This is a genomic window from Paenibacillus antri, assembly GCF_005765165.1.
GTDB lineage: Bacteria > Bacillota > Bacilli > Paenibacillales > YIM-B00363 > Paenibacillus_AE > Paenibacillus_AE antri.
This window is the reverse complement of record NZ_VCIW01000001.1, coordinates 355,828-369,330: the sequence shown is the minus strand read 5'-3', so window position 1 is coordinate 369,330 and position 13,503 is coordinate 355,828. Positions and strand designations below refer to the sequence as shown.

Below are 13,503 nucleotides of genomic sequence, written 5' to 3'. Positions count from 1 at the left end.
GCGCGAACGCGTATGAGCACGAATGCGAACGGACAACGGCGACAAATGCATCTGAACCTGTTCATTCAAGGGATCGGCCATCATGAAGCGGCATGGCGTCACCCGAACACGGATCCGATGAACATGCTCGATATCGGATACTACCAACGGCTGGCGAAGCGGGCGGAGGAGGCGAAATTCGATTCCATCTTCATCGCGGACGGCCTGGCGATCAACAGCAACATCAACTTCGGCCCGTTCAACAATTTCTTCGAGCCGTTCACGCTGTTGGCCGCGATCGCGGCCGTGACGGAATCCATCGGTCTCATCGGCACCGCTTCGACGACCTACGGCGAGCCCTACGACGTCGCGCGGAAGTTCGCTTCGCTCGATCACGTGAGCAAGGGCCGCGCGGGCTGGAATATCGTGACGACGGGGAACGAAATGTCGGCTCACAATTTCGGGAAAGAGGCGCATCTGGAGCATAGTCAACGGTACGTTCGGGCTAACGAGTTCTTGGAGGTGACGAGAAAGCTGTGGGACAGCTGGGACGACGACGCGCTCGTCGTCGACCGCCGCAAGGGGATGTTCACCGACCCGAGCAAAATTCGGGAAATCCATCATAAGGGAAATATCTTCGACGTGCGCGGTCCTAGCGATATTCCAAGGTCGCCGCAAGGATATCCGGTGCTCGTGCAAGCCGGCTCTTCGGAGGACGGCAGGGAGTTCGCCGCGAAGTATGCCGAAGCGATCTACACCGCGCAGAACCGGCTGGACGACGCCCGAGAATTCTACACGGACGTCAAGAGGCGGATGCTGAAGTACGGCCGAACGCCGGACCAGTTGAACATTCTGCCCGGAATGGCGCCGATCGTCGGGTTAACCGAATCGGAGGCGAAGGAGAAGGAGCAGGAGCTCAACGAGTACATCGTGCCCGAATACGGACTGCATCAATTGTCGAAGTCGCTGAACGTGGATCTGTTCACGTATCCGTTGGACGGTCCCTTGCCGGAGGTGCCGAGTGTCGAGTCGATCAACGGAGGGAAGAGCCGGTATCAGGTATACGTCGATCTGGCGAGGCGGGAAAATTTGACGATTCGCCAGTTGATTCATCGGATCGCCTTCGGCCGGGGACACGGTACGTACGCCGGCACGCCGGAGCAAATCGCGGATTATTTCGAGGAGTGGTTCCGAGAGGGGGGCTGCGACGGGTTCAACATGTTGTTTCCGCATCTCCCGCACGACATGGAGCGGTTCATCGAGCTCGTCATTCCGGAATTGCGGCGCAGAGGCCTGTTCCGCACGGAATATGCAGGTCGAACGCTTCGCGAGAATATGGGGTTGACCCGGCCGGTCAATCAATTCGCGACGACGCCGATCAAGATCGGGTAGGGCTTCCCGGCGCATCTGGTAAGACACATGATAAGAAGGAGTTGATCGCATGTCGTCGGTCGTGATCGTGTCCGGCAGCCCTTCCTTGAGTTCGCGCGTAAACGCGTTTATCGACTATTCCTTGCAATATATGGTCGGCCGCGGGTTCGCCGTCAAGACGGTGAACGTCTCGGAGCTGCCGGCGGAGGATTTGGTGAGAGCGAATTTCGCCAGCGCCGCCATTCAGGAGAAGGTGCGGTGGGTCGAAGCGGCGCAGGCCGTTATCTTGGTCAGCCCCGTCTATAAGGCGTCTTATACGGGCGTGCTGAAGCTGTTTCTGGATATGCTGCCGCAGAAGGGGCTCGAGCGGAAAATCGTGCTTCCGCTGTTCGTCGGCGGATCCATGGCGCACCTATTGTCGATCGATTACGCGCTCAAGCCCGTCGTCTCCGCGTTGGCGGGGAGACATATCCTCGGCGGAGTATACGGCGTGGATCAATGGATTCAACGGACCGAGAACGGGTTCGCGATGACCGAAGAATTAACGGTCAGACTCGCTGCGTCGCTCGAGGAGCTGGCGTCGGAGTTGGAGCGGAATGCGGCTGTCGCCGATCCCGTACGCGCCGAGCGGCGACTCCCTTAATCCTTGGGAGCTTCCGTTTCCGAAGGCGCGTTCTCGAGGAGCTTCTCCATGATCAAGGCGAGACGGATGCGCAGCGTATCGTTCGGGTCGAGAAGACTGCGCTGCGTCAGCCGCTCGTATTTCTGCAAACGATAGACGACGGTGTTGCGATGGATGAATAACTTCTTCGAGGTATCGCTGATCGAGCCTTGATGCTCCAAGAACGTTCGTACCGTCTTCTGGAGCTCGGTTTTCTCTTTGTCGTCCACGTCCAAGAGGCGGTTGAACGTCGTGGAGTAGTAGTTCTTGATCACGTCTAACGGGAGGAAGCGCAGCAGGTCTTCGGTTTGCTTCGCCGTATAGGTCTCGACGAACCGTGGCTTTCGCTTTTCGGTACCGGCCTTAAGCGCCTCCAATGCTTCCTTGTACGATACGGATAGGCTTATGAACGATTCGACGGGCGTACCGATGCCGAACGAGATCGACAGGCCGTGACGGGCGTGCAGCTCGTGTTGGAGCCGGCGGGCGACGTCGATGGCTGCGGCGGGGAAGGGAAGGTTCTTTGCGTTCAGCAAGATACAGAAGAGATCGTTCTTCATGAATCGAACGTATGGGATCGCCGATTGTTCCATATGCAGTTTGATTCGGTCGTATATCAGTTCTTTGGTTGCGAAGGGAATCGCTTCTTCCGGACTCGAAGCCGTAATGCCGTCGCGGCTCCGGCCGTCCGTCATGGCCGCGATGAGGCAGTGCGGGTGGGGCTCGAAATCGTAATAGGTTCTGCCTCTATGATAGATTTCTTCCTCCGATTGAATCAGGCCTTCGACAAGATCGGAGAAAAATTCGAACTTGAACCGTCTGGAGCGTTCCTTGACGGCATGCCGCTTCATCCACTCGAATTCGATGACATTCGCCGCTTGCTCTACGGCCAGCTGTCGGAAAGGTCCCTCCGGACTTCCTGTCTGTTCGGACCGGATGAATACGAGGAAGCATTGTCTCGAGAAGGTTTCGATCGGATGGAAGGATACCTCGAACGGTTGGTACGGGGATTCTCCCCATAAACAAGACGCTCCGGGGGCGAGGCTCGCTTCGGACGAATGACGGCGGACCATCTCCGCGATCCGTCGAACGACGGGCTCGTGCCTTACCGTCTTCAGCGATTTCGACACGATCATGGCGTCGTTCCGTTCGTCCGTAATGAGGACGTGGCAATCGAGAATGGATGCCAACGCCTCGACGAGCTGCGGCAACCCCCTTCCTTTCATCATCATTTCGGAAAATTGCTTATGCATGTCGAGCGCATAGCGGAAATGCTCCGTTTGCTTCTCGAGGATGAAACCGAGCGTCTGATGTAACACTTCGCCCAAGGAATATTGCATATGCAGCTCTACGATCGGGAAGTCGAGCTCGTTCGCTCGCAGCAGTACATCTTCGGGAAGCTCGCGGAGGAAACGCTTGGTCTTAATGAATATGCCGGCGCCTCGGCCCGCGGCCATGCGTTCGATAATCCGAACCAATGCCGAAGGGGTGTCCTTGATCGCGTATGCATTCGTGAGCAGCAATTGTTCCGGTTTTACGAAATCCACAATGTCCGGCGCATCCATGATATTCACGGAGCTTACCTTGCGGTCGATGCCTCTGGAACCTGCGAGAACGGTAGCGTCTTTCAGCGTCGTGAGTCGAAGGAGCTCGCGCAATTCCAAGGGACAGTCACCTCGTTTCGCGGAATTTTATGTAAAGATATATTACTTGTATAATCCGATTATACGAACTTATTAAAAAGGTGTCCAAATACGATCGGAAATTTGTTAATAAACATAACGTGTTTAGAGTAATATTTATGAATTTTATAACATGGGGATGACTTGGGGAGTCGTTCGGGTGCATTCCATTCCAGACAAGGCGGATGGTGAGCGGATGAAGAAGGGGATACACGACGTGCCCTTCCTTGGATTTTGGAATGCGGAGACCTTCTTCGCGGAGGCATGCCTTGCGGGGTTCGACGGCGTCGAGCTGAACGTGTTGGAGGACGGCGGATACTTGGGGCTCGCCGGTTCCGACGGCGATAGGAAGCGAGTAAAGAGAATCAGTCTGGACTGCGGCGTGCCGATTCATTCCTTGTCGACGAATCTGCACAATCGATATCCTTTGTCGTCCGGCGCGGCCGCCATACGAAAGAGGGGCGAGGAGATCGGCATGAAATTGATCGAGATCGCCGCCGAGATCGGGGCCTCGATCGTCCAGATCGTCCCGGGCGTCATCGCGCGCGAGACGCTTTACGAAGAGGCGTACGGATTCGCGCAGGAATCCTTGTCGACGCTGGGGAAGGCGGCGCGCGAAGCGAACGTAATTCTGGGCGTGGAAAATATCTGCAATCATTTCCTTCCGAGCCCGAAGGAATTCAGGAGATTCCTCGAGGAGATCGACGAACCGCACATACAGGCGTATTTGGATATAGGCAACGCAATGGCTACGGGATACGCGGAGCATTGGATCCCGTCGATCGGAGGGCGGATCGTCAACATCCACGCGAAGGATTATCGAATCTCGTCGAGGGAATTCGTCAGTCCGTTGTCCGGCGACGTCCGGTGGCCGCGCATTATGGAGGCGCTTCGCAAGGTGCGATACGACGGCTTCCTGATCACGACGCCGCCCGGATACGCTTACTGTTCGGAGCGGCTGATGAAAGCCTGCTCGAACGATTTAAGCGCCATATTGGATCTCCATTCGATCGAGACGACCGCGGGAAGGTGATACCCAATGAGGACATTGATCAGGAACGGAATGGTCGTTACCGCGCAAGAACAATTCAAGGCGGATATCGCGATCGAAGACGGAACGATCGCGGCGATCGCGAAGACGCTCTCCCCCGAACCGGGCGATCGATCGATCGACGCGACCGGGAAGTACGTATTCCCAGGCGGCATCGACGTACACGCGCATCTGGCCAACACCGATCGGGACGATTTCGAATCGGGCACGATCGCGGCGGCGGTCGGCGGAACGACGAGTCTCATTAATATGACGGCGCCTAGGCGGGGGCAGACCATCGCCGAATACCTCGCGGAATGGAAGACGAAGGCGAGGAGCTCCGTTATCGATTACAGCTTTCACCTCATATTGTCCGGCGACGACTTCCGCGACTCGCTGTTGGATGAGCTTCCCGTCTTGCTGGAAGGCGGCGTGACTTCTTTGAAGATATTCATGGCTTACAAGGGAACGACGATGGTCGACGACGCCCGGATTTACAAGGTTATGAAGAAGGCGGCCGAACGGAATCTCGTCGTCGCGATTCATGCGGAGAACGGGGACGTGATCGAAGAGTTGATTCGGGAGGCGGTCGAACGGGGCGACACGGAGCCTGTCTATCACGCGAGAACCAGACCGCCGGCGCTTGAAGCGGAAGCGGTGGCGCGCGCCGCCTCGATCGCGGAAGTCGCGGGGGCGAAGATCTATATCGTTCACTTAAGCTGCGCCGCCGCGCTGGAGGAGGTCGTCCGCGCCAAGCGGAGAGGAATCGATCTCTGGGTTGAAACCTGCCCGCAATACTTGGTGCTCGACGAGAGCCGCTTGGAGCTCCCGAATTTCGAAGGGGGGAAGTACGTATGCTCCCCGCCGCTAAGAAAGACAAGCGATCAAGAGGCGCTCTGGGACGGAATCCGGGACGGCTGGATTGCCGCGATCGGCTCCGATCACTGCTCCTATGATTTTCAGACCGATAAGATGTTAGGAAGAAATAACTTCGCGGACATCCCGAACGGCGTTCCGGGCATCGAAGATCGGTTTATGCTTTTATATCATTATGGAGTAGCGGAGGGACGAATTTCGCTGCAGAAGTTCGTACAAATCGTAAGCGCGAACCCGGCCGAAATTTTCGGATTGAAGACGAAGGGAGCGATCGCGATCGGGAAAGACGCGGACCTTGTGATCGTCGATCCGAACGGAGAACGAACGATATCGAAGGAACGGCAAAAACAGGAGAACGACTACAACCTGTACGAGGGGGTGCGCGTCGCCGGCACCGTCGCGCACGTCCTGTCTCGCGGGGAATCGATCGTCGAGGACGGCCGTTACGTAGGCGCAAGGGGAAGAGGGAAAATGATTCATCGGGAGACGGAAGAGGTGTATAATGTGAGGTGAGCCCCAAGGGAAAAGGTGGGAATTCATATTATGCATCGCTATACGGCGCTGCCGACGCGCGAAACGGCGGCGGCCAAACAAGAGCCGTTCCGGCGCGGTGCCGCGCAGGCTGCTTCCGCTGCCCCGGGCATCCTGCAGCTGCAGTCGCTCGTCGGGAACCAAGCGATGGTTCGGATGCTTCAAGCGCGCAGCGGCGCGAACCCGATCCAGCGCAAATCGAGCCGAGACGTCGTCCAACTTACCGCGAAGGAAGGGCAGCCGACGACCCCGAAGTGGGAAAATAACGCGAACGGATCGATGGCGGGCGCGCCGGAAATCCAAAATAAGAAAAACCATCCCGGCGTTCTTAAGGGCGGTCAGCCGTCCGTGAAGCCCGAGGGCTGGAATCATGTATTGTCCAACGCCGGGAAGGTGAAAGGAGCTTGGGTCCGTTTCCACCTGATCAACGAAAATGTGGGCGGCCCCGGCAACAACGTCAACAACCTCGTGCCGACGACGCATGCGATCAATACCGGATCCACCTGGAGCGGATACGAGACGGATTTGAAGTCGCATTACGAAAACAACGAATGGATCTGGACGAAAACCAACGTTACGTACGACGCCAGCTACCCGAGCGGATTCCCGAAGAAAATCCAAGGGATCTCGCAATATTACGATGCGGGGAAGCAAGCCTGGGTATCGATGGCGAAGAGCGGCACCTCGCTCGATTTGACGCCGCCGCAGTTCGCGGGAGGCATCAAGACGAGGACGCTGGACGAGATGACGGCGTCGACGTGGGCGCTGCTGCTCGGCCTGGGCGAAGGTACCAAGCTTGTCCATTATTTAAATCATCTGAGCAGCAGCGCCTCGAGTATCGACGATTTCAATGAAGCTTTGTATGAAGAAAACGCGCCGGACCTCGAAGATTCGGTGCTGAAGCGCATTAACGCCGCGATCAAGGGCAGCCATCCGCTTATTCATATCGCGGTCGATTACGCATGATAGGGCCTTCCGGCGACGGAGGCCTGTTTTTTTGCGCGGCGCAGGTTGCGCCGAACGGGAAAACCTCCCTCCTAAACCTTCGCCGCGCGTCTGAAACGATCGTCAAACCGGAAAACCTCCCGCTTATTCCGCGATAACCAACGGTTTTCGTCATTTTCCTGCTATTAAGATGGAGCTTTTCCCGTTCGTCAGACGAATTCCGCTGCGAGCGGGCCGATGAGAGGGAGCTTTTCCCGTTCGGATGGCCTCATCCAGGATTCGGCAGAAGGGAAAACAAGGGAAATCGCTTAACGCTGTCGAATATTTACCTAATTATTCAGATTCATGGAAGTGCAGGGAACCGAAGGAGGATGTGCCGAGTGACGAGGGAGACGACGCTGGAGTGCCGGTGGGAGTACGGCCGGACGGTCAACTTCGCGATGCAGCAAAATCATGTGCCCGTCGTACGAAGACTGTGGCTGCATAACGGCGGAGACGCCGATCTAGAGGACGTGACGGTGTCGATCGCGTCCGAGCCGGCCTTCGCGGCGCCATGGAGCAAGACGCTGGACGTCGTGCCGGCGGGGGCGACGGTGGACGTCGGCGTCGTCGACTTGCGCTTGTCGCCGACGGTGTTGGCGGAGCTGACGGAGCGCGTGGCCGGCAGCTTGGATATAACGGTGACGAGGCCTGTTTCTTCGGCGGGAGACGCGGATCCGCAAGCGGAGCGGGAGACGTTGTTCGCCGCGTCGGCGCCGATCGACGCGCTCGCCTTCGACGAATGGAGCGGGCTCGCGGCGCTGCCGGAGATGATCGCCGCCTTCGTCGCGCCGAACCATCCGGAGATCGCGCGAATCGTCCGCTCCGCCGCCGACATTCTCGCGATGTGGGACGGCCGGGCGTCCTTCAACGCGTATCAGTCGAAGGACCAGAACCAAGTCCGCCGTCAAGTCGCGGCGATCTACGCGGCGCTTCAGAACGAGCAGGTGACGTATGCGGTGGCGCCGGCGAGCTTCGAGCCGATCGGCCAGCGCGTTCGTCTGCCGGATGCGCTGTTCGGGCGGAAGATGGGCAACTGCCTGGACATGACGGTCGCCTTCGCCGCATGTCTCGAAGCCGTCGGCTTGCACCCGCTCATCGTCTTCACGAAGGGGCATGCGTTCGTCGGCGCGTGGCTCGTGGAAGAGACGTTCGCGGAGTGCGTGCAGGACGACCTGTCGCTGCTGACGAAGCGGCTGGCTCCGGGCATCCACGAGGTGTGCCTGGTCGAGTCGACCGCGGCGACGGCGAGAGGCGGGGATTCGGTCTCCTTCGAGGACGCGTCGCGCGCCGCGGAGCGGCATCTCGCGGACCCGGAGAGCTTCTTCGCCTTCGTCGACGTGAAGCGAACGCGGGCGAGCTCGATTCGGCCGCTGCCGCTGCGCGTTCCGACGCCGAACGGCTGGGAGATTCGAAGCGACGACGGGGGTTCGGCCGGAGCCGCGGCTTCGGCTGCGGCTTTGCGGGGGGCCGTGCCGGAGGCGCTCGAGGTGCTGGACCGTCCGGAAGAGGTTTCCGCGCTGCCGATGACGAAGCAGCGCGAATGGGAGCGGCGGCTGCTCGATTTGAGCCTGCGCAATACGCTGCTCAACTTCCGGGCGACGCGCTCGAGCATCCCGGTCATGAGCACGCAGCTGGGCGATCTCGAGGACGCGCTGGCCGGGAACGACGAATTCCAGCTGCTGCCGATGCCCGGCGATTGGAGCGATACGCCGCGCGACGCGGAGCTGTATCGCCGCATCGCGAGCGATCACCCGGTCGCGGCGCTCATTAAGCAGGAGTTCCTGCTGAAGCGGTTGCGGGCGGACCTGACGGAGCGGGAGCTGAACGACCGTGTCGTTCACCTGTACCGGCAATCCCGCGCCGCGATGGAGGAGAACGGCGCGAATACGCTGTACCTCGCGCTCGGGCTGCTGCAATGGTACGAGACGGAGGCGAGCCGGAAGCCGCGGTACGCGCCGCTCGTGCTGCTGCCGGTCGAGCTGGTGCGGAAGACGTCGCGCAGCGGCATCGTGCTGCGGGCTCGGGACGAGGAGCCGCAGTTCAACATAACGCTGCTCGAGATGCTGCGGCAGGACTTCGGCATCGCGATCGGCGGCTTCGAGACGCTGCCCAAAGACGACAACGGCGTCGACCTGAAGCGCATCTTCGCGACGGTGCGGCAAGCGGTCATGTCGCTGCCGCGATGGGACGTCATGGAGGCGGCGTACGTCGGGCTGTTTTCGTTCAGCCAGTTCGTCATGTGGAACGACATCCATTCGCGGGCCGAACAGCTTGCCGGAAATAAAGTCGTCGCGAGTCTCATGGCGGGCTCGATGACGTGGACGCAGCCGGATGCCTTCCCGGAGGCGTCGACGCTCGACGAGACGTTCCATCCGAAGGAGCTGCTCGTCCCGATCAGCGCGGATTCCTCGCAGCTGGCGGCGATCGCCGCGGCCGGCGCGGGGAACAGCTTCGTGCTGCACGGGCCTCCGGGGACGGGCAAGTCGCAGACGATCACGAACTTGATCGCGAACGCGCTGGCGAACGGCAAGACGGTGTTGTTCGTCGCGGAGAAGATGGCCGCTCTCACGGTCGTGCAGCGGCGGCTGGCCGCGATCGGGCTCGACCCGTTCAGCCTCGAGCTGCATTCGAACAAGAGCAAGAAGAAGGCGGTGCTCGAGCAGCTGCGGCTCGCGCTCGAAGCGGGCGGAGCGCGTTCCGCCGAAGCGTGGGCGAAGCAGGCGGATCGGCTCGCCGAGGCGCGCCGCGCCTTGAACGGGTACGTCGAGGCGCTGCATCGGAAGCGTCCGTTCGGGCTGTCGCTGTACGACGCGCTCGCGCGGTACGAATCGGTGCGCGCGGCGCCGGACGTCGTCGCGTTCGCGCCCGAGGACGTCGCGGGCCTCGCCGACGACGAGCGCATGAGGCGGGAGGACGCGGCGAAGGAGCTTCGCGCGGCGGCGGAAGGCTGCGGTCATCCGCACCGCCATCCTTGGCGAGAGGCGACCTGCGCGGAATATACACCGACGCTCCGCTCCTCGATCGCATCGACGATCGCCGAGCTCGAACGGCAGCTGGCGGCATGCTCGAGCTCGTTGGAGGAGCTGCGGGGCGTCTTGCCGATCGCATTCGGCGACGAGCGGGCGTCCGAGCTGGACGCGCTCGCGAAGCTGTGCGAGTGGCTGCTGTCGGCGCCGGGTCCGCGCGTCGACGCGCTGCTTCGCGAGGAGCGTATCGACGACGCGGCGGCGAAGCTGAAGACGGTCGCCGGCCATGGGGCCGCGAAGGATGCGCTGCGCGAGGAGCTCGCGGCTTGGTTCTCGCCGGCGGCGCTGACGTTCGACGCGGCAGGCGCGCTGGCGGCTTGGCGGCAGGCGAACCTGCAGTGGTTGCTGCCGCGATGGCTCGGGCAGCGCCGCATCCTTGGCATGCTGCGTTCGATGGCGGCGCCGGGACGCCGGCTCGAGAAGGCTGCGGTCGAAGAACGATTAGCGGATATCGTTCGCTATCAGGAGGAGCAGCGCGCCGTGCAGGCGGCTTCGTCGTTCGCCGCGCCGATCGTCGGAGAAGCGGCATGGGCCGGCGGCGAGGCCGATTGGCGGCGGCTGGAGCGCCTCGCCGCTTGGGCGGAGCAGGCGCCGAAGCTGACGGCTTCGGTCGCGGCCGACCGAGAAGCGCAGCGGAAGCTGCTGTCGGCCGTCGCGGAGCGGTTCGAGTCGGGGAGCGAGGCGTTCCTGGAGCGGTACGGCCCGAGCTTGCGCGGCTACGCGGAGGCGAGGCGGCGCATGGAGGAGACGGAGCGAGAGCTCGCGACGAAGCTCGGCATCGACGATGCGGCATGGCAAGGGGAGACGGAAAGCTGGTTCGAGACGCTGCGAGAGCGGCTCGGCCGCTGGCAATCGAACTTGGACGGCCTGCGGGATTGGTGCGCGTGGCGGCGCCTTCGCGAGAAGGCGCTGTCCGTCGGCTTGGCGCCGCTCGTCGACGCGTACGAGAGCGGCCGCGTGACGAACGATGAGGCGGTTCCGGCGTTCGAGCGCGGGCTGTACCGCGCCTGGGCGGAAGCGATCGTCACGTCGGAGGAGGCGCTTCGCACGTTCTCGAGCCGATTGTTCGAGGAGACGATCGCCGCGTTCCGGGAGACGACCGGGCGGTACGAAGAGCTGACGAGGCAGGAGATCGTCGCGCGGTTGTCGGCGAAGGTGCCGAACGCCGGTGGTCAGGCCGCGGTGCAGAGCTCGGAGCTCGGCATTCTGGAGCGCGCGATTCGCAGCGGCGGGCGCGGCGTCTCGATCCGGCGGCTGTTCGAGCAAATTCCGAACGTGCTGCGCCGGCTCTGCCCCTGCATGCTGATGAGCCCGATCTCCGTAGCGCAGTATGTCGATCCGTCGCTGCCGCCGTTCGACATCGTCGTCTTCGACGAAGCGTCCCAGATGCCGACGAGCGAGGCGGTCGGCGCGATGGCGCGCGGCCGCGACGTCATCGTCGTCGGCGATCCGAAGCAGCTGCCGCCGACGAGCTTCTTCTCTTCGGGGCCTTCCGCGGACGGCGACGACGACGGGAGCGTCCTGAAGGAAGACATGGAGAGCGTGTTGGACGACTGCCTCGCGCTCCGCATGCCGCAAGGTCATCTCCTGTGGCATTACCGGAGCCGGCACGAGAGCCTGATCGCCTTCAGCAACATGCAATATTACGAGAACAAGCTGTTCACGTTCCCGTCCCCGAACGAGCGGGTGTCGAGCGTGCGGTGGATTCCCGTGGACGGCGTCTACGACCGCGGCCGCACGAAGCAAAATCGCGCCGAAGCCGAAGCCGTCGTCGCCGAAGTGCTTCGCCGGTTGAAGGATCCGGAGTCGTCGTCGCGCAGCATCGGGGTCGTCACGTTCAGTTCGGTACAGCAAAGCTTGATCGAGGATTTGTTGGACGAGGCGTTCCGCGCCAACCCGGACGCGGAATCGGCGGCCATGGAGGCCGCGGAACCGATATTCGTGAAAAACTTGGAAAATGTGCAGGGCGACGAGCGCGACGTCATCCTGTTCTCGATCGGGTACGGCCCGGACGCGAACGGGAAGGTCACGCTGAACTTCGGTCCGCTCAACCGGGACGGAGGCTGGCGCCGTCTGAACGTCGCGGTGTCCCGCGCGCGGCACGAGATGCTCGTGTTCTCGACGCTGCGCCCGGATCAGCTGGACGTGTCCCGCACCGCCGCGACCGGCGTGGCAGGACTTAAGGCGTTCCTCGAATACGCGGCCCATGGGAGACAGGCGCTCGCGCTTCGCACCGAAGCCGCGGCGATGTCGAAGAGCCACGGCGTGGAAAAGTATATCGCGGAAGCGCTCCGCTCGCGCGGGTACGACGTCGAGGAGCGCGTCGGCTGCTCCGGCTACCGCATCGACGCGGCGGTCGTCCATCCGGAGCGTCCGGGCTCGTTCGCGCTCGGCATCGTATGCGACGGAGCGACGTACCGGACCGCCGCTACGGCGAGGGATCGCGATCTGCTGCGGATGGACGTCCTGACCCAGCTCGGCTGGAAGCTGCACCACGTATGGTCGTTGGAGTGGTGGGAGAACCCGGAGCGGGAGCTCGAACGGATCGTCGCGGCGATCGAGGGTGCCTTGGAGGCGCCTGCGGCTCCCCCGACCGCGCCCGAGCCCGCGTCTATACCGGTGCCGCCGGCGCAGGCCGAAGCGCCGCTTGGCGCTCCATCGGCGAAGGCGGAAGCGGCCGCCCCGCCGACCGAGGCGACGCCTTCGCCGAACGCGGAATACGCGCCCTGCGCGCTCGAGTCGGTATCCCTGCCGACGGAGGAGTTCTACTCGCCGAGCCGCGACCGGTTGATCCAGGATCAGCTCCGGCAAGTCGTCGACGCGGAAGGTCCGATCTGCCGCGCGCTGTTAAACAAGAGAGTGCTGCAGGCTTGGGGCATCGCCCGCGCCGGCGCGAGAATCGACCGGCGGATCGACGAGCTGCTCGCGGGCCTGCGTTTCGTCCGTACCGAGCGGAACGGCACGGCGTATTATTGGCCGGCGGGCGCCGACCCGTCGACGTACGATACGTACCGTCCGAGCAGCCAAGAAGCGAATCGGAGAAGCGCCGACGAGCTGCCCCCGGAGGAGACGGCCGCCGCGATGAAGGCGCTGCTCGCCGCGCATATCAGCCTGCAGCGGGACGATCTGCTGCGGGAGACGGCGCGGGCGTTCGGCTATCAACGAAGCGGCGCCGCGCTGGACAAAGCGATGCAGGCGGGCCTCGAGCTCGCGCTCGAACGGGGCTTCGCCTCGATCGACGACCAGGACCGCGTGATCGGCGGCGCTTAAGCGCCGAGACGAACGAAGAAGACCGCCCGAATATCGGGTGCGGTCTTCTTCGTCATGTCTTAAAACAGGCTCTCCCGATGCGTGTCGGGA

At 62.0% G+C, this 13,503-nt stretch carries 7 protein-coding genes; 6 read left to right on the top strand and 1 reads right to left on the bottom strand.

Annotated elements, in window-relative coordinates; all coding sequences use genetic code 11:
- Positions 1–12 precede the first annotated feature (12 nt).
- Complete coding sequence (locus tag FE782_RS01420; RefSeq protein ID WP_138191754.1) at positions 13–1,371, top strand: LLM class flavin-dependent oxidoreductase; 1,359 nt, start codon at positions 13–15, stop codon at positions 1,369–1,371.
- Between the two features lie 49 nt (positions 1,372–1,420).
- Positions 1,421–1,993, top strand: coding sequence for an NADPH-dependent FMN reductase (ssuE, locus tag FE782_RS01415; RefSeq protein ID WP_138191752.1), 573 nt, complete (start codon positions 1,421–1,423; stop codon positions 1,991–1,993).
- On the opposite strand, the gene FE782_RS01410 is transcribed toward ssuE, so the two are convergent.
- Positions 1,990–3,675, bottom strand: coding sequence for a PucR family transcriptional regulator (locus FE782_RS01410; RefSeq protein WP_138191750.1), 1,686 nt, complete (start codon positions 3,673–3,675; stop codon positions 1,990–1,992). The two genes, ssuE and FE782_RS01410, sit on opposite strands and share 4 nt — an antisense overlap.
- 214 nt (positions 3,676–3,889) lie before the next feature.
- Between FE782_RS01410 and FE782_RS01405 the strand changes: the two genes are divergently transcribed.
- From FE782_RS01405 to proA, 4 genes are all read left to right on the top strand, one after another.
- Positions 3,890–4,726: a sugar phosphate isomerase/epimerase family protein gene (locus tag FE782_RS01405; RefSeq protein WP_158299202.1), complete on the top strand. Its 837-nt coding sequence runs from the start codon at positions 3,890–3,892 to the stop codon at positions 4,724–4,726.
- Between the two features lie 6 nt (positions 4,727–4,732).
- Positions 4,733–6,112 (top strand): dihydropyrimidinase, encoded by a 1,380-nt coding sequence (gene hydA, locus FE782_RS01400; protein WP_138191746.1) that lies wholly within the window; start codon positions 4,733–4,735, stop codon positions 6,110–6,112.
- Positions 6,113–6,142: 30 nt separating this feature from the next.
- Positions 6,143–7,096: a DNA/RNA non-specific endonuclease gene (locus FE782_RS01395; protein WP_138191744.1), complete on the top strand. Its 954-nt coding sequence runs from the start codon at positions 6,143–6,145 to the stop codon at positions 7,094–7,096.
- A 359-nt stretch (positions 7,097–7,455) separates the two neighbouring features.
- Positions 7,456–13,413 carry an anti-phage protein ProA gene (gene proA / locus FE782_RS01390; protein WP_158299201.1) on the top strand — a complete coding sequence of 1,986 codons (5,958 nt, stop codon included), beginning with the start codon at positions 7,456–7,458 and terminating at the stop codon, positions 13,411–13,413.
- The last annotated feature ends 90 nt before the right edge of the window (positions 13,414–13,503 follow it).